Raw genomic sequence first — 22,477 nt, 5'->3', positions numbered from 1 at the left:
TGCTTCGTCGCTCTGCTCCTCAACGGAACGCCGCCCGACCCAACCTACCCCCTAAGCAGGAAGCCGATGACCTACACCACCTATTACCTGGACATGCAGCACCCCGAGCAGATCCGCGCCAAGCCACTGCCAGCCGAACTGAGCGTGGTCGAATGCCAGCTCAAGCAATTTCCACTCAACCGCTTTCTCTACCAACTGGTCGGAGGCCCCTGGCAGTGGACGGAGAAGCTGGAGTGGAGCGACGCGCAGTGGCGCGAGCTGATCGAGCAGCCCAATCACCGCACTTGGGTGGCTTATCACCAAGGCGCCATCGCCGGTTACTACGAGTTGCTGCGCGATGCTGACGATGCGGTGGAGATTCTTTATTTCGGTTTGGCCGAGGCCTTCTTTGGCCTGGGCTTTGGCGGCCCGCTGCTGACCCACGCCCTGCAGTCCGCCTGGGCCTGGCAGGGCACCACAAAGGTCTGGGTGCACACCTGCACCCTTGATCACCCCAGCGCCCTGGCCAACTACCAGGCGCGCGGTCTGCGTATCTATCGTGAGGAGGTCGAGGCGGGCGCTTCGTAAGAGGGTCTAGCTTGCAGGGTCGCCCACCTATTACAGGCGTCGCTCATGCACGCTGGGTGGCGGCGGATTGTGAGACGTTGCGGCCGCAGTAAGCAGCCGAGGTCACTGCCCGTTAAGCGGGTCGCTGATGCCGTGGCGTTCCTTCAGTGTTTGCACCAGTTCGGCCTGGCTGGTGAGGAATGCGTCGAACTGCTCAATCACCTCGGGATGGTTGATGCTCGACAGGAAGTAGTGGTCATCCTGATAGGGCAGGCTGGGGTCGAATACCAGGGCGTTCGCGCTGTTATAGAGCTGATGGCGTACCACTTGCGGGTTGAGGTAAACGCCGTCGATCCGGTCGCTCATGGCCATGGCCAGCAGTGAGTCGATCTGGTTGGCCTGGATCAGCAGAATCTTGCCGGCCTCGATCTCATCCAGATACGGCCAGGGGGTAAAGCCGCGTTGCGTGCCGAGGCGCAGTAGGCGTGCTTTGCCCTTGCCGAGAAACTGCGGTTTGACCAGCACACCGTCGGTGGCCGGCGCCGCCGTTTGGCTGAAGTACACCTTGTGGCCTTGTTTCAGGTCGGCGTTCCAGCGCGGGTTGTCCGGGTATTTGAAATCCACCCGGCCGTTGAGAAAATCGCTGAGCAGGCGTCGCACCGGCAGCGGCTGGTAGATAAATTCATGGCCCTGGTGCGCCGCAAAGGCGTCGAGCAGCTCGCGGCCATAGCCCAGGTACTGGCCATCCTGCACGTTGGAGTAGGGCAAGTAGGGCTGCAATTCGACCCCGACCTTGAAGGTCTCGGCCTGTGTCAGCGAGGCCAGGGTAAGGGCTAGGCAGGCCAGCAACGTCAGCAATGCTCTCATCAGCGACATCTCGAACAACGACCCTGAGCAGGCCATAGGCCAACCATAGCTAATTGCCCCGCTCTACGGGAGGCAACGTGCCGATAAAATCTGACCAGGCAGGGCAAATAACCACTCCATAACGGGCTGCAATGGCCGCCAATACTGGCGCTGCGCCTGCACGTATCGACCATGGCTGTTACCCTATACCCCGCAGCCGCCAGTTGGGTGGCTGTACGAATAGGGCAATCCGTCCTCGTGCGCGCAATGCGTGCCACACGCCAAAGGAGCATTCCATATGGAAAAAGACCCTTCGTCTGACACGACCCCGCAACCAGAAGCGGTAATTCTGGACGGTATCCCCGCCCCCTCGGGCGAGGCTAATCTGATCGACACCGACTACGTCATCGGTCAGGACAACATCAAGGGACAGTTTTTGTTTTCCCTCGACATTCACGGCAAGGTTTTCAGCATTTCGGCACTGGCCATCATGCTGTTTGTGGTGCTGACCCTGGCCCTGCAAAACCAGGTAGAGCCGTTGTTCAGCGCCATGCGCGGCTGGCTCACCCACCACCTGGCGTGGTTCTTTCTCGGTTCGGCAAACATCTTCGTGCTGCTCTGCCTGGGCCTGATCGTCTCGCCGCTGGGCAAGGTGCGCCTCGGCGGTATGGATGCCACGGCGGATTACAGCTACGTCGGCTGGTTTTCCATGCTGTTCGCCGCCGGCATGGGCATTGGCCTGATGTTCTACGGCGTGGCCGAGCCGATGTCGCACTTCTCGGCGGCCATGGGCGGAGTCAGCGTTGGTGAAGACGGTTTACGCACCGACTGGGCGCCCCTGGGCGCTGCTGCCGGTAATGCCGAAGCGGCTGCGCGCTTGGGCATGGCCGCGACCATCTTCCACTGGGGCCTGCACCCCTGGGCGATCTACGCCATCGTCGCCCTGGCGCTGGCGCTGTTCTCCTTCAACAAGGGCCTGCCGCTGTCGATCCGCTCGATCTTCTACCCGATTCTCGGTGAGCGCGTGTGGGGCTGGCCGGGGCATATCATCGACATCCTCGCGGTGTTCGCCACCCTGTTCGGCCTGGCCACCTCACTCGGCCTTGGCGCGGAACAGGCAGCAGCCGGCCTGGACAAACTGTTCGGCATCGCTGCCACCGACACCAGCAAGGTGCTGTTGATTATGGGCATCACCGGCATTGCGTTGCTGTCGGTGCTGGCGGGTTTGGACAAGGGCGTCAAGCGCCTGTCCGAGCTGAACATGGGCCTGGCCATTGTGCTGCTGCTGTTCGTGATCATTGCCGGGCCGACCCTGGCCATCCTCACCGGCTTCTTCGACAACCTCGGTGCGTATCTGCAACACCTGCCGGCGCTGTCCAACCCGATTGCCCGTGAAGATGCCAACTTCAGCCAAGGCTGGACGGCCTTCTACTGGGCCTGGTGGATCAGCTGGTCGCCATTTGTGGGCATGTTTATCGCCCGTGTCAGCCGTGGCCGCACCGTGCGCGAGTTCCTGATCGCCGTGCTGTTGGTGCCGTCGCTGGTATCGGTGCTGTGGATGACCGCCTTTGGCGGCACTGGCATCAGTCAGCTGGTCGGTGACGGCTTTACCGGCGTGCAGGACGCTGCCCTGGAGCTGAAGCTGTTTGCCATGCTGGCGGAACTGCCGTTGGCGGAGATCAGCTCGTTTGTCGGCATTCTGCTGGTGATCGTGTTCTTCGTCACCTCGTCGGACTCCGGCTCCCTGGTGATCGACACCATCACTGCCGGCGGCAAGGTCAACGCACCCGTGCCGCAGCGGGTGTTCTGGGTGATTATCGAGGGCATCATCGCCATCGCCCTGCTGCTCGGCGGCGGGTTGGTGGCCTTGCAGGCCATGGCGGTGTCGACGGGGTTGCCGTTTACCATCGTGCTGTTGGTGGGCTGTATTTCCATCGTCAAAGGCCTGATGAGCGAACCGCGCTAAGCATTGCTGTATGAGTCGTACAAGAGCGCGCCTTCGGGCGCGCTTTTTTACGCCCACGGGTTGTGCCGGTTGACACCCGTAGGAGCGGCCCATGGCCGCGATGCTTTGCTTTGTTTTGCACCCACAACATTGTGCGCGCAGATGGATTGTGAGGGGGAGGGAGGCCGCGCATGGATCAATGTGAGCACATGACTGCATGGGTGCATTAAACTTATAGCCTTGATATTGTGCTGTATGTTTATACAGCCTTCTGGGGATGTGTGATGAGATCAGTGGAGCTATTCGCAGGAGCGGGTGGTCTGGCCATGGGCTGCGAGATAGCAGGATTTGAGCATCTCGCGGTCGTAGAGTGGGACAAGTGGGCTTGTGACACTGTGAGAGAGAATCAGCGTCGTGGTTATCCTCTGCTTGCGAGCTGGAATCTACACGAAGGTGATGTCCGCACGTTTGATTGGAACTCTGTTCCTCAGGGCATTGAGCTTTTAGCGGGTGGCCCTCCGTGCCAGCCTTTCTCTATAGGCGGTAAGCACAAGGCCCAGGCTGACAAGCGCGATATGTTTCCGGCTACGGTCGAGGTAATTCGGAGATTAAAGCCGAAAGCGTTCATCGTTGAGAACGTCAAAGGGCTAACCCGTGCGACCTTCGCGAATTATTTCCACTACATTCAGCTCCAGCTTGAGTTTCCTGAGTTGCCTCCAATCGGTGATGAGGATTGGAGTACGCATCTGAAACGCCTTCAGGAGGAGAGAACCTCCGGTAGAGGTAAGGGCATAGGCTTGACGTACAACGTGGTGCCTACCTTGGTGAACGCGGCGAACTATGGTGTGCCGCAGAAGCGTGAACGTGTCTTCCTTATAGGCTTTCGAGACGATCTTGGTGTTGAATGGTCATTCCCGGAGCCTACACATAGCTACGAGGCTTTACTTCACGATCAATGGGTCACGGGTCTCTATTGGCAACGCCATGGCCTGAAGAGGCCTGACATAACTGCAAAGATTGCCAGTAAGGTTGAAAAGCTTCGGCAGGCAAAAGAGCCTTTGACCACGTTGCCTTGGCGGACAGTGAGAGACGCTATCTTCGGCTTACCAGATCCTCGCTCTCGTGAGGCTGCCAAGTTCCCCAATCATCTATTCCAAGACGGCGCGAAGGTTTATCCAGGGCATACGGGTAGTCCTTTGGATTTACCTGCTAAGACCCTCAAGGCTGGAGGGCACGGCGTTCCGGGTGGTGAAAATATGTTGGTCCGCGATGACGGCAGTGTGCGTTATTTCACCGTGCGTGAGAGTGCACGTATTCAAACCTTCCCCGATGGCTTCAGTTTTCACGGAAGCTGGGGTGAAACAATGCGACAACTAGGAAACGCGGTGCCAGTGCTGTTGGCGCAGCGTGTAGCTTCAAGCGTGGCTGAGAAGCTTGCAATAGCAGAGCTGAGCAAACTAAAAAATATAAACACAGTAAAGAAAAGGGTTAGCGCGTGACAGGGAACGTTATTCCGTTCAATCCATTGGACAAAAAGAATCTGGGCGCAAGTGTCGCCGAGGCATTGCTGACCAAGGAAGTTCATCCTTTAGGAGATCTACCGGTTTTTGAAGGGGCAGGGATCTACTCGATTTACTACGTGGGCGATTTTGCGCCCTATTCACAAGTGTCGAGGCTCAACTGTGATGGTCGGTTTATGTTGCCCATCTATGTGGGTAAGGCCGTTCCTCCCGGCGCACGGATGGGGGCGAGCTTGGAGCTTGCTGCAGGCAAAGTGCTTCATAAGCGTCTGAAAGAACACGCCGAAAGCATTAGGGCCGCGGAAAATTTGAACATCGAGGATTTCTACTGCCGTTTTCTGGTCGTGGACGACATCTGGATTCCTCTTGGTGAGTCGCTGATCATTTCGCGCTTCACGCCGCTTTGGAATTCGCTGATTGATGGGTTTGGTAACCATAATCCGGGAAAGGGGCGTCATGCAGGCATGCGTCCTCGATGGGACGTCCTGCATCCAGGGCGTGAGTGGGCCATGCGTTTAGCTGAGCGATCGGAGACTCAGGCCCTGATTGCCCAGGACGCGGAGACTTATCTTCGGGTATTGCCTGCATGCCTCTCCGGGCAGTTCATTGAGGCTGAAGGGGAGTAGTTTCCGCGAGCCGCGCGCCAAGAGCCGGTCAGTAGGCAACAGCCGAAGGGTGAGCGAAGCAAAACCCGGATGCAGGGGCGCAACCAGAAACATCAGCACACGCGATGGTGTGTCGAAAACACATCGACGAAATGGCCAAATGATGGGTATCGCGCTGCTCAACCCATCCTACGTTCCTCGCTACTGCTGCTGGCGTCGCAGCCATTCTGCCGCCACGTCGCCCATTGTTTTGGGCGTCCCATCTTTTATCCAAGCCATAAATGCGCGACTAAATTGGAAGCCAGGGCCGCAGGCTTCCGTCAAAAACCGGCGAACATTTTGCGTGTTTCGATAGGTCGTGGTGATCGGTGTTGCTGCCGTTATCGTGTCGCTGTGCCAGTCGAAACTATTCATCCTGAATTCTCGAAGTGGTAAATGCGGGTGGGTTAATTAGATGGCTTGTTCAGCTTACAAATCAATCGTGGTGGTTTGTGCCGCTCACGTCGTTCCTGAGTAAATGCCTCAACTCCACAATTCCCCCACCGGCGTATCCACCGAATACCGCGTCGCCACCTGCGCTTGCAGCAATTCAGCGGTAGCCAGTGCATCAGTCAACGCATGGTGCGCCTGGTATTGCGGCAGGTTGTAGCGCAAGCGGCTGTCCGCCAAACGAATCGACACCGGCTGGCGGCCCAACAAACGCCCCAGCCAGCCGGGCTGGCGCTTGGGGTAGAGGCGCGCTTCCAGCTGCATGGTGTCGATCACCGGGAACTGCAAACCTTCACCCACTTGCTGACGCAGCGCCTGGTCGAGAAAGCTGCGCTCGATATTGCGGTAGTGCACCACCATCACCTTGCCGGCCATGGCGGTCAGCAGCTCGTCGAGGATTTGCCCCAGGCGCGGGGCGTGGCGGATGTCGGAGTGGGTGATGTGGTGGAAGGTCACCGATTCGTCGCTCAGTTCGCTGGCGGGTTTGACCACCCAGTAACGCGCAGCGCCGCAGCGGATGCGCTGCAGGCTGAAGGGCAGCAGGCCAAGGCTGACGATGGCGTGCTGGTTGGCATCCAGGCCGGTGGTTTCCACGTCCAATGCCAGCAGCGGCACTTGCTCCAACGGGGTGTCGGCGGTTACGCAGCCGGCCTGGTAGAAGGCCTGCAGGCGAGGGTCCGTTGCGCTGGCGGCGAGTTCGCTAAAGCGCGCGGCCCAGTCCAAAGGGGCGGGCGCCGTCACAGGCTTTTGCCCGGTTGCGCGGGGTAGCGAAAGCGCAGGAATTTCTGCGCGTTGCTGAGCACGCCAAAGGCTTCCTTGAGGTTGTGCCGGTCACTGGCGGAGACTTTTTCCGGCTCGATGTAGTTGTTTGGCTGCGCACCCTCGGCAGCGGCCATGGCTTGGTGGCGAGCGCGTACCAGGCTGAGAAACTCCAGGGCGTAGCGCAGCTGGCTGATGGCCTCGGGCTGCAGCAGTTTGGTTTTGCCGATGGCGTCGAGGCGCTCCAGGGAGTTCTGCGCTTTGCTGCCGCAGGCCAGGGCGTGCACGCGGATCAGGTCGGTGAGCGGCGCGGTGCCACGGCCTTTGAGGTTGATGATGTTCTTCTGTTGGCCGTCGGTTTCCATCACAAAGGTGCGGAAGAAGCCCAGCGGCGGCGTGCGGTTGAGGGCGTTGCGCGCCAGGGCGGCAAGGAAGGCCGGGTTGCTGCTGGCCTTCTGCGCGAGCAGGTCTTTGAGATTTTCCACCAGTTCGATCTCGCCATACACGCCGTCGAGATCAAAAAAGATGCAGCTGTGCAGCAGGGTTTGCGGCTTGGGTTTGTCGATCCACTGGCTGAAGTAGCCGCGCCAAACACTTAGCGGCTGCCGCCACTGGGGGTTGCTGGCCATGATGCCGCCCTTGCAGTAGGTGTAACCACAGGCGGCCAGGCCGTCGCTGACAAACTGGGCGAGGGCGGCGAAGTAGGCGTCGTGCTGCGCGGGGTCGAAGCGGTCGTCGAGCACCAGGGCGTTGTCCTGGTCGGTGACCAGCAGCTGTTCGTCGCGGGCCATGGAGCCGGCGACCATAAAGCAGTAGGGCACCGGCGGCGGGCCGAGTTTTTGCTCGGCCAGTTCCAGCAGGCGCTGGGTAAAGGCGCGACCGATGCCGGCCATGGCGCTGCCGACCATATGCGCGGTGGCTTGCTCGTTGACCATGCGTACGAAGGTGGCGCCCAGGTCCGGCAGTAGGCTTTGCAGGCCGGCGACGTCGGGCTGGTTGAAGATCGAATTGACCAGATACAGGCTGCTTTGCGACTCGTAGCGGATGATGTCGCTAAGGCTGATCAGGCCGATGGGCCGACGCCGCTGCACCACCGGCAAGTGGTGGATGTTATGGCGCAACATGCACAACATGGCGTCAAACACGCTGTCATCGGCCTGGATAGTGACCGGGTTGGGGGACATCACCTGGCTCACCGGCGCGCTGCTTGCAAGCCCTACGGCAAGCACGCGGGTGCGCAGGTCGCGGTCGGTAAGGATGCCGACCATGGCGGCGCTGGCGGTGTCGCCGTCGACAATCACCAGCGAGGACACGCTCTGCTCGGTCATCAGCTGGGCAGCCTGTTGCACCGGGGTGTCCAGGCTGACGCAGACCGGCAGGCGGGAGATCAGCTTGCTGACCTTGAGCTGAACCAGTTCGCTGGCCTGGCCCTGGCTTTCCACCGCCGATTTAAGTCGTGACTGGCCTTCGGCCTCGACGAAGTCGGCAAAGCCGTCGTGCTCTTCGCACAGCTGGGCGAACACGGTGGCGGGGATAAAGTAGATCAGGCTGTCTTCAATCGCCCGCGCCGGGAAGCGCACCTTGTTGCTGCGCAGCAGGCCGGCCTGGCCGAAGAGGTCGCCTTCGCTCAGGCGGTTGTACAGCTCGCCGCTACGCCGGTAGATTTCCACCGCGCCGCTGCGCACGTAGTGCAGCTCATGGATGGCCGCGCCGTAAAGGAGGATGTCCGTGCCGGCCTTGAAGTAGGCCACCTCGACCTGGCGGGCGATGGCGTCGAGGCTGTCGTCGGGCAGCGCATCGAAGGGCGGGAAGCGCTGCAGGTGGTCGCGGATTTCCAGTAGCTCGATCTGCATGGGTGGCCTCGCAGTAACAGGCACTAGAGGATACGGCGATTGCCGGGTGCTGTCCGCCCTGCTGGCGTTACTGGGTGTGGCGGCAGCGGAAAAAGCCAAGCATGGCTTCACGGGCTAGCGTGTGTCGGCGTCATGTTGACCCCGTAGTCAACTATCTGGTTGGCTACACTTGCTCTGTGCTTGGCAGGTATTGGCTGTTGCATTTTTTGCACACAAACGCTGCTGCAGCCCAATGAAACAGCACATTATCCCGTAAATGCTGGTGCCGCCGTTGATCTGATGGCGCTGTATTTATCTCAGGAATGAATAAGCCCCGTTTTACCCCTGTAAATTCGCTACAGGCCATGCTGAAAAAGGGCTGCGAGGAATTAGCTGTCTGTAAGGTCATGCAGTGACTTGTAGTTATCACAAGGTTTTACTTCATAACGCCTTGAAGGCTATGGCTATCGCCTGCAAAATGCCGCGCCCCGCCATGTGCAACTGTGCCTGAGCGGGTTTGTGCTGATCCTCCCTAATGCCCGCGTGCCATCCGCAGTGCGCCGGTTCACAAAAAAGATCACGCAGGAGAATTGAAGTGCACATCGGTGTTCCTCTCGAAACCCATGCTGGTGAGACGCGCGTTGCCGCAACTCCCGAAACCATCAAGAAGCTGATCGGCCAAGGCCATCAGGTGACTGTACAAGCCGGTGCTGGCGTTAGCGCGAGCATTCCGGACAGCGCCTATGAAGCGGTTGGTGCGGCTATCGGTAACGATGCTGCTGCCTTTGGTGCCGATCTGGTGCTGAAAGTGGTTGCCCCGACCGATGCCGAGCTGGCGCACATGAAAGCCGGTGCCGTATTGGTGGGCATGCTCAACCCGTTCAGCAACGAGACCATCGCGCGCATCAATGCTCGCGGCGTGACCGCCTTCGCCCTGGAGGCTGCCCCACGCACCTCCCGTGCGCAAAGCCTGGACGTGCTCAGCTCCCAGGCCAACATCGCCGGCTACAAAGCCGTGCTGCTGGCTGCGCACCACTACCCGCGCTTTATGCCGATGCTGATGACCGCTGCCGGTACCGTGAAGGCCGCGCGCATTCTGATCCTCGGTGCTGGCGTTGCCGGGCTGCAGGCCATCGCTACGGCCAAGCGCCTGGGTGCGGTGATCGAGGCCTCGGACGTGCGTCCGGCGGTGAAGGAGCAGATCGAGTCCCTCGGCGCCAAGTTCGTCGACGTACCGTTCGAGACCGATGAAGAGCACGAATGCGCCCAGGGCGTGGGCGGCTATGCCCGTCCGATGCCGGCGTCATGGATGGAGCGTCAGGCCAAGGCGGTGCACGAACGCGCCAAGCAGGCCGATATCGTTATCACCACCGCGCTGATCCCAGGCCGCAAGGCACCGACCCTGCTGCATGCCGCCACCGTGGCGGAAATGAAGCCCGGCTCGGTGATCATCGACCTGGCTGCAGCGCAAGGCGGCAACTGCCCGCTGACCGTCGCCGAGCAGGTGGTGGTGCAGCATGGCGTGACCATCGTCGGCCACAGCAACCTGGCGGCCCTGGTGCCGGCCGATGCTTCGGCGCTGTACGCACGCAATCTGCTGGACTTCCTCAAGCTGGTTATCGACGGCGAAGGCAAGTTCCACCTCAACCTTGAAGACGACATCGTTAGCGCGTGCCTGATGTGCCGCGACGGTAACGTCGTGCGCACTAACGGCTAAGGGGAGCACCGCTCATGGATATGATTTCTGACGGCATCTACAACCTGATCATCTTTGCGTTGGCCATCTACGTGGGCTACCACGTGGTGTGGAACGTGACCCCAGCGCTGCACACACCGCTGATGGCAGTGACCAACGCGATTTCCGCAATCGTGATCGTCGGCGCCATGCTGGCCGCTGCGCTGACCGTGACCCCACTGGGCAAAACCATGGGCACCCTGGCGGTGGCTTTGGCTGCGGTTAACGTGTTCGGTGGTTTCCTGGTGACCCGGCGCATGCTGGAAATGTTCAAGAAGAAAGCGCCGAAAGCGGCAGTGGCTGCCAGCAAGGGAGATAACCACTGATGAGCATGAATCTGATCACTGTTCTCTACCTCGTCGCCTCGATCTGCTTTATTCAGGCACTCAAAGGCCTGTCGCACCCGACTACGTCGCGTCGCGGCAACCTGTTCGGCATGGTCGGTATGGGCCTGGCAGTACTGACCACCGTGGGCCTGATCTACAAGCTCGGTAGCGAGTTGGCGCTGGAAGGCATCGGCTACGTGCTGGTTGGCCTGCTGGTCGGCGGCACCGTCGGTACCGTGATGGCCAAGCGCGTAGAAATGACCAAGATGCCGGAGCTGGTCGCCTTCATGCATAGCATGATCGGCCTGGCTGCGGTGTTTATCGCCATTGCCGCCGTGGTTGAGCCGCAGTCGCTGGGTATCGTTGCGGCGCTGGGCGATGCGATTCCGGCGGGTAATCGTCTGGAGCTGTTCCTTGGTGCGGCCATCGGTGCCATTACCTTCTCCGGTTCGGTAATCGCCTTCGGCAAGCTCTCGGGCAAGTACAAGTTCCGCCTGTTCCAGGGCGCACCGGTACAGTTCAAGGGCCAACACTGGGTCAACCTGGCCATCGGCCTGGCGATTCTTGGCCTGGGCCTGGTGTACACCTTCACCGGTGACATCACCGCCTTCGCCATCCTGGTCGCGTTGGCCTTTGTGATCGGCGTGCTGATCATCATCCCGATTGGTGGCGCGGACATGCCGGTTGTGGTGTCGATGCTCAACAGCTACTCGGGCTGGGCGGCGGCCGGTATCGGCTTCTCGCTGAACAACTCGATGCTGATCATTGCTGGCTCGCTGGTGGGTTCTTCGGGCGCGATCCTCTCGTACATCATGTGTAAGGCGATGAACCGCTCGTTCTTCAACGTGATCCTCGGTGGTTTCGGTGGCGCGACTGAGGCTGCTGGCCCAGCCGGTGCTCAAGAAGCCCGCCCGGTGAAATCCGGTTCGAGCGACGACGCGGCCTTCCTGCTGACCAACGCCGACACCGTGATCATCGTTCCGGGCTACGGCCTGGCGGTGGCCCGTGCCCAGCACGCGCTGATGGAGCTGGCGGAGAAGCTGACCCACCGTGGCGTGACCGTGAAGTACGCGATCCACCCGGTTGCCGGTCGTATGCCGGGTCATATGAACGTACTGCTGGCCGAGGCTGAAGTGCCTTACGAGCAGGTGTTCGAGATGGACGACATCAACTCCGAGTTCGGCCAGGCCGACGTGGTGCTGGTGCTCGGCGCCAACGACGTGGTCAACCCGGCCGCGAAGAACGACCCCAAGTCGCCAATCGCCGGCATGCCGATCCTCGAGGCCTACAAAGCCAAGACAGTGATCGTCAACAAGCGCTCGATGGCCAGCGGCTACGCCGGTCTGGACAACGAACTGTTCTATATGGACAAAACCATGATGGTCTTCGGCGACGCCAAGAAAGTCATCGAAGATATGGTTAAAGCGGTCGACTAACTCTCGCCGCAACGTTGTAGGAGAAGCCCGGCTCAAGAGCTGGGCTTTTTTCTGCCTGCTTGATCAGGAAAGTGTTTTTGCCAAGGAGAAATTTGAAAAACAGGTCAGTTGTCACAGGAGTGCAATCTACAACTGTACCTATCCGTATTCACTGGATTAAGGCTATTTGTGCAGGTTTTTTATCTGCTTCTATGCCATTTTTAGGCTAAAGCACTTATGGCCAGTACAGTTGTTTGCAAAAAAGACAAAACAGTTACAAAGCAAACTATCTATTTGTGCTGCAATTTCATCCAGCTGTGGCTACAGCGAAGCGGGGGCAGCGGCAATAATTCTCCCATCGCAACACACCACTGACCCGCCATAAGCGGAAGGATGACTACCATGGAACGTACCCTCAGTTCCGACCTGCTTTTTGATCACAGCCAATCCACCGGCTCCAGCGCTCTGCCGCTGCGTATGCTCGCTTCTGTTCTGCAATGGCAGCGCCGCATTGTTAGCCGCCGCCAGCTGGCTCGCCTAGACTCCCGTCTGCTGGCAGATGCCGGTATCAGCGAAGCACAGCGTCACGCTGAACTGAGCAAGCCTTTCTGGCGTTAACTGCTGCCAGACACCGATTTCTGCTCCTCCCTTTATGGGATTTTTGAAAGCTCCAGCGCTTTGCGTGCTGGGGCTTTCTTTTTATCTGTCGGTGAAAGTGTCCAGGCCATTGTCTGACTGCAACAGTCTGCTGTACTGCTAAGCGGTACAGTTCTTATAAAAATCTAACTGCGCCATAACAATTCTGGTGCGCTGTCTCTGCACCTGCTGCCTCCTCCCACGCACCATAGGCTGCCCTCTTCTGTCTCTGACAAGGAATTACGCCATGGAACGCACACTCAAACATCAGCCCCCGCAGAGCACTCAGGTAAATCCCCCGCTCTGGTTACGCGCCTCTGCAGCACTCTGTAGCTGGCATCGCAACCTGCGCACCCGCAACCAGCTGGCGCGCCTCGATAGCCGCCAGCTGGCGGACGCGGGAATTACTGAGGCGCAGCGGCAGGCCGAGCTGGAAAAGCCGTTCTGGCGCTGAGCAGCTTGGCAACCAACCTTTACCGTCGCGGTCTACACTGAACCCAGCCTGTCTGTTGGGCCTTTTCGGGAGTGTGGATATGAATGTGATCAAGACGTTGAGCCTTGCGGCATTACTGGCGCTTGCCGGCACGGCAAGCGCCAGTAGCTTTGTGGTCACCACCGATGCGGTGGTAGGGGCGGTCGGGGCGACTGCTGAGGCAAGCTCGGACGTGTCCTCGTCCTTTAACGATGACAAGATCGTGCTGGCCGCGCGTGCCGATGCCGCCGCTTTTGTCGCCAGCCAGGGCGACATACGTGGGGTGCGCCTGGAGGCTGCCCTGCAACATATCCGTCAGCAGGTACCGACGCTGCAAGGTGACGATATGCAGTTGGCCTCGGCCATTCTTAGCTTGTAACTGATGTTGCGTTCTTGCTGAGCGGTGCGGCAAAACTGCTTGGTAGAATGCCCCCTAAAGCCCCTAATGGGCTGATGTCTGATTTGGAGATACATATGCGTACTATCTTGCTCGGTATCGTCGCTGCAATTGCCCTGCTCAGCGCCACTGCCCAGGCGCAAACCCTGGTTGCCAGTAGCAACATCGTTATCAACGCGGTAGCCCGCTCCTTCGACTTCACCTCGGATACCACCACCTCGGTGCGTGATTCTAAAGTCGTGCTTGCGGCGCGCGATGACGCTGCCAGCTTTGTCGCCAGCCAGGGGCAGATTCGTGGCGCGCAGCTGGAAGCCGCTCTCGGCACCATCCGCAGCCAAGTGCCTGAAGCGCAAGACGCTTCCGACCTGGTATTGGCCGAAGCCATCCTGGCACTGTGAGTTGGCCGCGTGCCTGGCTGCTTGTGCTGGCGTTACTGGCCAGCACCTGCAGCCAGGCCGAGTTGCGCCTGCAGCTAGCGGACGCCGAGCTCAGCCCTGCTGAGCGTCAGGCCAGCCAGCAATTGTTGCAGGAAGCACTGGCTGCCTTGCCGCCACAGCTCAAACAGCAACTCGACCGCCGCGTCAGCGTGCGCTGGCGCAGCCTGCCCGCGCAGGTCTATGGCCGCGCCGGGCGGTTCAGCGGCATTGAATTAAATGCCGCGTTGCTGCCAGGTTTGATCGACGGCAGCAGCGCCACCACCCTGACCTCACGCCCCCATGGCACTGTGCGCCGCGAACTGCTGGCGACTGTGCTGCACGAAATTACTCATCTATATGACCGCGCCCAGCTCTGGCTGCCGGCAGACCGGCAGCTGCAGCGCCAGTGCCGGCAACGTGAACAGAGCCTTGGCGTCGTCGGCCTGCCGGATCACTGTCGCGGCCAAACGGCGCGGCGCTTTACCCTAAGTGATGATCCCTTGCTGCTCGACCTGGCTGGCTGGCAGCAACAGGTCGGTCGCCGTGGCGCCCGGGATGAGGAGAACCATCAAGTCGCGCGCAGCCCGGACAGCTACGAGCTGAGCAACTCCCGTGAGTTTCTCGCCGTCAACATGGAGTACTTCCTGCTCGACCCCAGTTACGCCTGCCGCCGGCCCTCCTTGGCGCGTTACCTGGGAGCGCATTTCGCCTGGGCACCGGCGAGCCAGCAGCCTTGCGCCGAAGGCCTGGCCTACCTGAATGCCGGGCGCGACTTCGCACGCCAGCCGCTGGGTAGTATCGATCCGCAGCGGGTCTATGAGGTGGATTACTTGTTAGCTGAAGCCAACGATGCGCTGGCCAGCCGCTGGGGCCACAGCATGCTACGCCTGGTGATCTGCGCGCCTGGCCGTCCGCGTGGTCCAGATTGCCGGCTGGATCTGCAGGAGCACCTGGTGCTGTCCTACCGCGCCTTTGTTGGCGATGTGCAGCTGTCTAGCTGGGATGGCCTGACCGGGGTTTATCCGTCGCGGCTTTTCGTCCTGCCGTTGGAACAGGTGATCGATGAATACACCAAGGTTGAGCTGCGCAGCCTGGCCTCGGTGCCGCTCAAGCTGGACCGCACTCAGCTGGAGCAACTGGTTACCCGCGCCGCCGAGCAACATTGGAGCTACGACGGCGACTACTGGTTTATCTCCAACAACTGCGCCGTGGAAACCCTCAAGTTGCTGCGCAGCGGCAGTCAACATCCGCGTTTGCATGCGCTCGACAGCATCATGCCCAACGGCCTGCTCGACACCCTGGTAGCCCGTGATCTGGCCGACCGCAGCGTACTGGCCGACGCCGCTGAGGCGCTGCGTCTGGGCTATCGCTTCGACTCGTTTCGTGACCGCTACCAGGCCATGTTCAGCGTGCTGCAGGCGCGGCTGCCGATTGTGCAGGCGCAGGTCGAGGACTGGCTGACCCAGCCAGCCGAGAAGCGTCAGCCCTGGTTTGCGCAAGCTGACCTGCGCACCAGTGCCGCCCTGTTGTTGCTCGAACAGGCGGCGCTGCGCCGGCAACTGCTATTGGCTCAGGATGAACTCAAGCGCCGCTACCTGAGCGGGCGTGATGGCGTTGATCCCACACTGAACAAGGCCGGCGGTGCGCTGCAGCAGATCCTCGCCAATAGCGGCTTTCTCAGTCGCCCGGCCGAATTGCTTGAGGGCGGCTACGGCCTGCCGCAGCGCGCCGAGTGGCAGCGCCTGGAAACCGAAAGCCAGGCGCGCCAGCAGCAGCTGCGCCAGCTCAGCGACAACCTCGATCAGGAAGTACGCACCCTGCTAGAGCCGGCGCGCCTGGCTGAACTGCAAGCCACTGAAACCAACCTGACGCAGCTGGGTACGCATCTGCGCGCGCTACACAAGGCCGCCGGCGGTCTGCAGTTGCCTTGAACGTTAACCTCAAGGTTTGCAGTGGGCCGGCGGCAGCACGTCTTTGGCCGCCTGATTGGTCATCATCTGCACCTCGGCCGCGTTGCGCGCGGTGAACACCTGACCGCCAGTGGCAGCAGCCAAGCAGTTGCCCGCCCCGGTGCCGAGAATATCCACCACATTGATCTTCAGGTGCGGCTTGCGGCGTGCCAGCGATTGCGCCACGGCGCAGGGGTCCTGACGGCAGCTTTCGCCGCCGTCTGAAACCACCAGCATGATCGACTCACGGTTAACCCCGTCGAGCATCTGTCCGGCCTTGGCAATGCCATCGGCCAGTGGCGTGCCCTGTACCGGGCGAATGCCGTTGAGGCGCGAGATCAGGCTGCTGCGCTGGCTCGGGGTGAAGAAGCCGACACTGCGCGCGCCCGGACAATCCTCCACCAGCACCAGGCCGGCGTTCACGTCGCTGGGCAGCTGTCGCACCACCGCAGTAGTGGCTTCTCGGGCGGTGGTGATGCGCTTCGGCTCACGGAATATCCGCTGCATGGTGTTCGGCGCGTTGCTGCCAAGTAGCAGTTGGGTGGCGATATTGGCCACGCCCTGCATCATGGCGGCCTGCTCGATCTCCTTCTCGGTGGCGAGCATGCTGATATCCATGGAGCCGGATGCATCGAAGACGATGACCATTTCCGGGGCCAGCTCTTTCGGGCGTTGGTCCGGGCAAAGATTTTTGGCGTTGGTGATCAGCTGCTCTTTGCAGTTTTTCGCCAGGTTGTCCTCAACCTGTTTGCGCAGGGCGGCGTTGTTCTTGAGCAGGGGCTCATTTCTCTGCATGTTCTGCAGCGCCTTGCAGTCGCGGGCGATGCCGTCGATGCGCTTTTTCAGCAGCTCGGCCGGGTCTGGCTTGGGCTCGGGTTTGGGTTCCGGTTTCGGCGGTGGCACCGGCTCTGGTTCTGGCACTGGTTCAGCGACAGGTTCAGGCTCCACGGGCTCTTCGGCAACCGGTTCCTCTACAGCAGGTATCACAGGCTCTGCTTCGGCTTCTACTACCGGTTCTTGCGGGGCGATAGGCTCTTGCGCCACGGGAGGCTCTACCGGAGGCACCGGCTCTGCCTTGTCGCGACAAAACAGCCACCACCAGAGTGCGGCCAGCAGGGCCAGTAATAGCAGTGCCAGTAGCAGCCACAACCACCAGCGGCGTTTACGTGGCGCTTGCGCGCTGCTTTCAATCAGCGGCGTAGCAGCTCCCGCAGCCGCTGTGGCGGCCGCCAGCGATGGGGGTGGTGGCGGCGGTTGGCCGCCGCCCCAGAAGGTCACCAGCGGCTGGCCGTTGAGTGAATACAGGGTTGCGGTGTCTGGGTAGCTGGCCGCCTGACGCAGCAACGCTGCCTGGCGCACACCGTCGCCGCCCTGGCTGTCCAGTTGTTTGGCCAGTGCCTCGATGGAGGTCAGCCGCTCGTTGAGCAGATGGCGCACCTGCTGCTGCTCGCCCTCACTCAACTGGTTGAAGGGCAGCGGCTGGCCGCCGAGATCCGAATACCACTCAACGATATCGCCGTCTGCCTGCTTCGGTTTGGCGAACAGCGCGGCGGTGCTGGGCGGTAGATGACGACGCAGGATTTGCGTCAGTTCGCCATAGCCGGTGAGTGCATCTGCCGCGCTGCGGGTTTCGGTGGACAGGCGAGAGATGCGCTGCATGGTGTTGGCTTACCTGCTGGAGGGTTCAGTAAAAACCCGCCAGCGGGTTAACCGGCAGGCGGGCAGTAACGTGAGGGTCAACGCAGGCCAAGATCGCCTTCAAGGCTGGACACCTTGTTACGTAGTTTTTGCAGTTCATGCTGCTTTTGCAGCACGGCTGGATTGTCCTGTTGGTTGATGCTGTTCAGGTCTTTCTCAATACCTGCGATCTCAGCTTCGATGTGCCGGTTCCCCTTGGCCCTGCCTTTCAGTTCACTGAGTAAGGCGGTAAGGGACCTGTTGAGTGCCGCGTACTGTTGCTGCTGGCTTTTCACATCGCCTCGAACCGCTGATTTTTCCAGCTCAATCGACGCATACACCTCGCGGAACAGCTGGTTGGTCTTTTGCTCATCGAGAAGCACCTGCTCCTTCTCATCCACTCGTTGTGAGTAGACCCCCTGGGTGTTGCAACCAAACTTGGTGGCAAACCCGGCGTTGGCATTACGCGGGTCACACTGTTGTGCGGTGACTGCACAGCCGCCAAGCGTAGCGGCGGCGCTGATTAGGATAAAAGCGCGTGCGAGAGACATAGCGACTATTCCTTAGCCCAGTTGGATGGAAGAACGTTGCTGATAGAGCTGATCGATTTCCGATTCCAGCTGGGCAACCTGCTTGTGCATCTTGTTGATTTCAGCATCCAGGGTGTCGGTGCGGGCACCGCTGTTGCGCTCAGCTGCTGCGACTTTTACCCACTCCTGTTGCTTGGAGCGCACATCGGCCAGGGTTTTTTTCAGGTAGCGGGTGTTGGCATCAATATCGGCAATCTGCTGCTGGGCCTGGGCGCGCTGAAGCTTGTTGCTGGCAATGTCTTGCTTGATGTGTTGAATCTTGCGCTTATCGTCGGCGATTACCCGGCGAGCGGTGTCGCTGAGAGCCATCAACTCTTGATTGTCCTTGCGCACGTCGGCAATGGTCGCATCGAGACGATCCTCGGCGTTGGCGTATTTGCTGCGCTGATTATCCAGGTAGTAGTTGGCGCCCATGCCGACGCCGCAGCCGACCAAACCGGCGGCAATCATGCATTGGGTTTTTTCACTGGGGTTGCCGAGTTGGCAGGCCAGTGCGCCGACCAGTGCGCCGCCGGCGCAGGCTTGCCACCCCGACTTGCTAAAGAACTGAGCCGAGTTGCTGTTGACCAGGCGTGGGTCTGCCGGAGCGGAGCTGCTGGTGCCGGTGGTCTGGCATCCCGTCAGCACCAGGAGCAGGCTCACGGTGGCCAGTTTCATGGAGTTGCCCAGCAAGGTTACTGCGTTCATGTCTGCGTCCTTGGTTAAATCGATTTGCAGGAGTCTAGCCACTGGCTGCGTGCCACTTTGCCGTTTTTCATGTAGGCCGAGAGGTTTTTCCAGTGGTTGTTCAGGTAGTCACGGAGGTTGCTTTTACTGCGTGCGGTCATCTGCTGAGCGACCATGCTCACCTGCGGCTCGATGGTGGACGGGGTGTAGTTGAGCCCTGTGCTGACGACGCTGTCGGAGTAGTAGTTGAGCATGAAATCCAGCACCTTGCGGTGTCCTTCCAGCTGCTCCTTGCGTGCTTCGCAGCGGCTGGCCGGTTCCTCAGTGTTGGCGCCACAGCTGCGCTCGAAGTTGCCCTCAAGGGTATCCAGAAACAGGCCATCGTCTTTCAGCTTAGTGCAGAGGAACGCGCCCAGCTGCAGCTCTGAACGAATCGCCTGATCGCGTTGCTCATCGCGGGCCTGGCTGTTGGCGCGCAGGTCGTTGCGCAGTTTTTCCAGCTGCTGCTTGAGCGCATCATCTTCGACTGTGTTGGCGATACTGCTGATCTCAGCGACCGGGTCGGCACTTTGCGCCTTGCTCTCGGCGGCTTTGCCGGCAGTCGGGGTACCCAGTTTCTTCCAGTCCTGCTCGACCTGCTTGATGCGCTCGCGGGAGGTCAGCACCGGCGCCACCAGGGCCAGGCGCACACCGCCGGTTTTCAGTTTGGTCTGCGCGCTGGCGCTGGCCCCTCCGGCAGAATAGTACGGCTGCTCCTGACGCAGGGCGGTGCGCAGCTCGGCTTGCGGGATCAGGTAGTTGCCACCGCGTACGATGTACCCGCCGGCCTGGCCATGCTGGCGGTCCAGCTTGTTCAGGCGGAAGGGTTCGAAAAGCATTTCATCGACGTTACCCAGCACGTCATGCAGGCCCAGCGGGTTGGGCTTAAGCAAACCGGTGAACTGCAACTTGCCGTTGGCCGATTGCGCACCAGCAAACCAGGCGTAACCGCCCAGCCCGCCTTCCGGGGTGGGGAAGCGGATGTCGCGAAATTCAGCCTGCGAAACGGCCATGCCGCCACGGGCGGCAAACTCCCACTCAGCTTCGGTGGGCAGACGCAAAAAGCCGGCGGCGCCGTCTTCCTTGGGTAGTTTGGCGGGCGCATGCTTGCGCAGCCAGAGGCTGTATTTATCGGCAAAGGCGGTGGCGTCGAACCAGCTGATGCCTACTTGCGGCCGGCGCAGCTTGGCCGAAGGTGTAGGGCATGTGTCATTCATCACCGCCTGATACTGCAGCTCATTGAGCTCGTACTTCGCCAGCAGGTAATAGCGCCCCGGTGCCGGCTTCTGCACCGTAAAGCTGCCGGCGATAAAGCTCGGTCGGGCTTGCTCGATATAACCCCATTCATCGCTGTCTTGGCCCAGGGTCACGCCGTAGTCACCCATCGGGCTGACCACAGGCACCTGTACTTTGCGCAGGGTCAGGGCGCCTTCGCAGGGCATGGGCAGGATGACGTCTTCATCGGCCGGTTTGGGGTTGTAGTACTTTTCTTCCCAGGCGGCCTGGGCGTTCAGGCTGCAGGTGGCCAACAGCATGCCGAGCACCAGCGCTGTGCCGCCTGCGTTAGCAGGCCGTTGAAAAACTACCTGCGTTGCCATCGCGGCGTTAAAAACAGGCTCAAAATGCTCATTTACAGCGCGTAAACTGCGCTTTTTCGCCTGTTTTTGCCTTGCGCTGGCTGCCTCGCCTACGTTTTTCAACGGCCTGTTAGAGGTCACGCAGGCTTTCAGCCGGTTGAATGTGAATTGCACGAAAACCTCCTACAGCCGCCACCAGAATGGCGAGTAGTAATGCGCTGGCGAAGGCCAGCAGAATATGAATATTTTCCAGCTTGCAGACAAAGCCATCGCCCGCCAGGTTATTACCCAGCGCGTTGTTGAACACGCTACTGCCGATCAGATACGCCCCGTAGCCAAGGACAAAGGCCAGGCAGGTCAGCAACGCCGCTTGCACCATGATGTACAGCCCGGCCGCCGAGCGCTGGAAGCCCAGCAGGCGCAGCAGGGCGAGGTCTTTGCGTTTGCGGTCGATGTTGGCCAGAAAGGCCCCAACCAGTGAGGCGACGCAGCCGATCACCGCTGTCCAGGCGATCACCGCGAAGATCAGCCCGAGCACATGGCTGATGGCTTTGACCGATTCGATCTCGGCGGCGCGGGTGCTGCTTTCAATCCGTTGGCCTTCCAGGCTGGCGGCGATTGGGGCTACATCGTCGAGACCCTGCGCGTAAATCCGTGCCCGGGCGTAGCGTTCACGGACGGGTGCCGGTGTACCGCTGTCGAAACCAAATTGCGGCACCGCGTAGCCGTCGCGAAAATTTTCCATGGCCACCAGCAGGTCGAGGTGGACCAGTACGGCCGGGCGGGTAAACAGGTTGTTTTCCAGCACGCCGCCGACGGTCACTGCAACCTCGCCGCGTTCGTTGTTGCCTTCCAGCTTGCGCAGTACCAGCAGGCGAATTTGATCGCCGCTTTGCACGCCGAGCTTGCTTGCTGCGCTGGCGCTGAGCAGCACCTGTTGCTGAGTGGCCGGCGCCGGCAAGGTGCCGATCAGTGGATCACCGCTGGCGCTGGGGATGACTTCGGCGTTGGCGACAAAATGCTGGTTGTCGCGCATCAGGTCGGCGGTGGTATTCAGCGAACGGGTCAGCGGAATGACGAAGCCGACACCTGGCTGGCTGCGCACCTGCTCGAACCAGTCACTGGCGAGGTTGTAATTGCCCAGCATGCGCACTTCCAGATTGCGCGGGTCACTGAGCAGTTCGTTATTCAGTTGCGACACCACGCCATGCTTGAGGCCGAACAGCAGCAGCAGCGGCGCGATCACTGCTACCAGTGAAGCGACGATGCACAGCGAGACCTTGCGGTCGTGCCACAGGTCGCGGGCGGCCAATTCGACCAGCAGAAGCAGGCTGGGGCGTCGTTTAGACGGCGTCATGGAACACCGTGCCTTTGCCGTCTTGCAATGTGCCGACGATATTGCGGATGCCGCAGTCGCGCACCAGATCCCAGTCGTGGGTCACCAGCAGGGCGGCGATCTGGAAGCGTTGGGCGATCTCGATGATCAACTCGAACAGGCTGCGCGCTTGGTGCGGGTCCAGGGCCGCAGTGGGCTCATCGGCCAGCAGCAGGTCCGGCTCGTGGGCGATGGCGCGGACGAAGGAGGAGCGCTGGCGTTCGCCGATGGACAACTGCGCCGGGCGCTTATCGAGCAATGTTTGCAGGCCCAGGCGCGCAATGGCTTCTTCCACCCGTTCGCTTTTCGTCGGCAGGCCGAGCATGCGCCGGGGCAGTTCGATGTTCTGCCGTACCGTGAGAAAGGGCAGCAGGCCGCCCGTCTGCAGGACAAAGCCGAGGCGTTGCGCGCGGATGTCCGCCAGTCGCGATTGGTGATCGGCCTGCACCAGCGCCGCCACATCCATGCCATCGGCATCACCTAACTGATAACGACCGAGCTGTTCCGGGCGCAGGATCAGGCCGATCATTTCCAGCAGGGTGCTTTTGCCACAGCCGCTGGCACCGGTGATCGCCGCCACCTCGCCGCGCGCAAGCGTCAGGCGTGGCAAGCTGATGCGGTAGTCGGCACCGCGACGGATGCTCATGTCCTCAAGCTGCAGCATG

At 60.6% G+C, this 22,477-nt stretch carries 22 protein-coding genes; 12 read left to right on the top strand and 10 right to left on the bottom strand.

The features are described from left to right. Positions 1-66 precede the first annotated feature (66 nt). On the top strand, positions 67-567 hold the full coding sequence (locus AC0T4W_RS20780) for a GNAT family N-acetyltransferase (protein ID WP_476322242.1): 501 nt from the start codon (positions 67-69) through the stop codon (positions 565-567). A 102-nt stretch (positions 568-669) separates the two neighbouring features. Here the strand turns inward: AC0T4W_RS20780 and AC0T4W_RS20775 are convergent, their stop codons facing one another. Further along, positions 670-1,413, bottom strand: coding sequence for a substrate-binding periplasmic protein (locus tag AC0T4W_RS20775; RefSeq protein WP_476322239.1), 744 nt, complete (start codon positions 1,411-1,413; stop codon positions 670-672). A gap of 277 nt (positions 1,414-1,690) precedes the next feature. Between AC0T4W_RS20775 and AC0T4W_RS20770 the strand changes: the two genes are divergently transcribed. The 3 genes from AC0T4W_RS20770 to AC0T4W_RS20760 all read left to right on the top strand — a co-directional run bounded on the left by AC0T4W_RS20770 (position 1,691) and on the right by AC0T4W_RS20760 (position 5,483). Further along, a complete protein-coding gene (locus AC0T4W_RS20770; protein WP_476322236.1) occupies positions 1,691-3,358 on the top strand; it encodes a BCCT family transporter in 1,668 nt (555 codons plus the stop codon). 263 nt (positions 3,359-3,621) lie between these two features. Next, the gene (locus AC0T4W_RS20765; protein WP_476322233.1) at positions 3,622-4,836 is read left to right on the top strand and encodes a DNA cytosine methyltransferase; all 1,215 of its coding nucleotides are present in this window, start codon (positions 3,622-3,624) and stop codon (positions 4,834-4,836) included. Beyond that, complete coding sequence (locus tag AC0T4W_RS20760) at positions 4,833-5,483, top strand: Eco29kI family restriction endonuclease (RefSeq protein WP_476322230.1); 651 nt, start codon at positions 4,833-4,835, stop codon at positions 5,481-5,483. Before AC0T4W_RS20765 ends, AC0T4W_RS20760 begins: the two co-directional genes overlap by 4 nt. 180 nt (positions 5,484-5,663) lie before the next feature. Here the strand turns inward: AC0T4W_RS20760 and AC0T4W_RS20755 are convergent, their stop codons facing one another. From AC0T4W_RS20755 to AC0T4W_RS20745, 3 genes are all read right to left on the bottom strand, one after another. Then, positions 5,664-5,876, bottom strand: coding sequence for a DUF6434 domain-containing protein (locus AC0T4W_RS20755; RefSeq protein WP_476322227.1), 213 nt, complete (start codon positions 5,874-5,876; stop codon positions 5,664-5,666). A 108-nt stretch (positions 5,877-5,984) separates the two neighbouring features. Continuing rightward, on the bottom strand, positions 5,985-6,692 hold the full coding sequence (locus AC0T4W_RS20750) for a 3'-5' exonuclease (RefSeq protein WP_476322225.1): 708 nt from the start codon (positions 6,690-6,692) through the stop codon (positions 5,985-5,987). Then, entirely contained in the window at positions 6,689-8,563 is a 1,875-nt protein-coding gene (locus AC0T4W_RS20745) for a DUF294 nucleotidyltransferase-like domain-containing protein (RefSeq protein ID WP_476322222.1), read from the bottom strand. The genes AC0T4W_RS20750 and AC0T4W_RS20745 overlap by 4 nt, the downstream gene beginning before the upstream one ends. Before the next feature lie 574 nt (positions 8,564-9,137). On the opposite strand from AC0T4W_RS20745, the gene AC0T4W_RS20740 reads away from it, so the two are divergent. The 8 genes from AC0T4W_RS20740 (at position 9,138) to AC0T4W_RS20705 (ending at position 15,870) form a co-directional block, all read left to right on the top strand. Then, positions 9,138-10,259 (top strand): Re/Si-specific NAD(P)(+) transhydrogenase subunit alpha, encoded by a 1,122-nt coding sequence (locus tag AC0T4W_RS20740; RefSeq protein ID WP_476322219.1) that lies wholly within the window; start codon positions 9,138-9,140, stop codon positions 10,257-10,259. Between the two features lie 14 nt (positions 10,260-10,273). Further along, entirely contained in the window at positions 10,274-10,603 is a 330-nt protein-coding gene (locus AC0T4W_RS20735) for an NAD(P) transhydrogenase subunit alpha part 2 (protein WP_476322217.1), read from the top strand. After that, positions 10,603-12,039 carry an NAD(P)(+) transhydrogenase (Re/Si-specific) subunit beta gene (locus AC0T4W_RS20730; RefSeq protein ID WP_476322216.1) on the top strand — a complete coding sequence of 479 codons (1,437 nt, stop codon included), beginning with the start codon at positions 10,603-10,605 and terminating at the stop codon, positions 12,037-12,039. The genes AC0T4W_RS20735 and AC0T4W_RS20730 overlap by 1 nt, the downstream gene beginning before the upstream one ends. Positions 12,040-12,420: 381 nt before the next feature. Continuing rightward, positions 12,421-12,636, top strand: a complete 216-nt coding sequence (locus AC0T4W_RS20725; protein ID WP_476322214.1) for a DUF1127 domain-containing protein — start codon at positions 12,421-12,423, stop codon at positions 12,634-12,636. A gap of 265 nt (positions 12,637-12,901) precedes the next feature. Next, on the top strand, positions 12,902-13,108 hold the full coding sequence (locus AC0T4W_RS20720; RefSeq protein WP_476322212.1) for a DUF1127 domain-containing protein: 207 nt from the start codon (positions 12,902-12,904) through the stop codon (positions 13,106-13,108). 79 nt (positions 13,109-13,187) lie between these two features. Beyond that, positions 13,188-13,505 (top strand): DUF2388 domain-containing protein, encoded by a 318-nt coding sequence (locus AC0T4W_RS20715; RefSeq protein ID WP_476322210.1) that lies wholly within the window; start codon positions 13,188-13,190, stop codon positions 13,503-13,505. A 95-nt stretch (positions 13,506-13,600) separates the two neighbouring features. After that, positions 13,601-13,921: a DUF2388 domain-containing protein gene (locus AC0T4W_RS20710; protein WP_476322207.1), complete on the top strand. Its 321-nt coding sequence runs from the start codon at positions 13,601-13,603 to the stop codon at positions 13,919-13,921. After that, complete coding sequence (locus AC0T4W_RS20705; RefSeq protein ID WP_476322204.1) at positions 13,918-15,870, top strand: DUF7844 domain-containing protein; 1,953 nt, start codon at positions 13,918-13,920, stop codon at positions 15,868-15,870. Before AC0T4W_RS20710 ends, AC0T4W_RS20705 begins: the two co-directional genes overlap by 4 nt. 9 nt (positions 15,871-15,879) lie before the next feature. On the opposite strand, the gene AC0T4W_RS20700 is transcribed toward AC0T4W_RS20705, so the two are convergent. The 6 genes from AC0T4W_RS20700 to AC0T4W_RS20675 form a co-directional block, all read right to left on the bottom strand. Beyond that, positions 15,880-17,547: a vWA domain-containing protein gene (locus AC0T4W_RS20700; protein ID WP_476322201.1), complete on the bottom strand. Its 1,668-nt coding sequence runs from the start codon at positions 17,545-17,547 to the stop codon at positions 15,880-15,882. 77 nt (positions 17,548-17,624) lie between these two features. After that, entirely contained in the window at positions 17,625-18,116 is a 492-nt protein-coding gene (locus AC0T4W_RS20695) for a hypothetical protein (RefSeq protein WP_476322198.1), read from the bottom strand. 12 nt (positions 18,117-18,128) lie between these two features. Continuing rightward, positions 18,129-18,842: a hypothetical protein gene (locus tag AC0T4W_RS20690; protein WP_476322195.1), complete on the bottom strand. Its 714-nt coding sequence runs from the start codon at positions 18,840-18,842 to the stop codon at positions 18,129-18,131. Between the two features lie 14 nt (positions 18,843-18,856). Then, positions 18,857-20,395 carry a formylglycine-generating enzyme family protein gene (locus AC0T4W_RS20685; protein ID WP_476322192.1) on the bottom strand — a complete coding sequence of 513 codons (1,539 nt, stop codon included), beginning with the start codon at positions 20,393-20,395 and terminating at the stop codon, positions 18,857-18,859. A gap of 172 nt (positions 20,396-20,567) precedes the next feature. Then, on the bottom strand, positions 20,568-21,794 hold the full coding sequence (locus AC0T4W_RS20680; protein ID WP_476322189.1) for an ABC transporter permease: 1,227 nt from the start codon (positions 21,792-21,794) through the stop codon (positions 20,568-20,570). Further along, positions 21,781-22,476 carry an ABC transporter ATP-binding protein gene (locus AC0T4W_RS20675; RefSeq protein WP_476322187.1) on the bottom strand — a complete coding sequence of 232 codons (696 nt, stop codon included), beginning with the start codon at positions 22,474-22,476 and terminating at the stop codon, positions 21,781-21,783. Before AC0T4W_RS20675 ends, AC0T4W_RS20680 begins: the two co-directional genes overlap by 14 nt. Position 22,477: the final 1 nt, after the last annotated feature.

The organism is Pseudomonas sp. C7.1, from assembly GCF_056312395.1.
The sequence above is the reverse complement of the archived record's forward strand: the minus strand, read 5'-3'. Positions and strand labels throughout refer to the sequence as shown.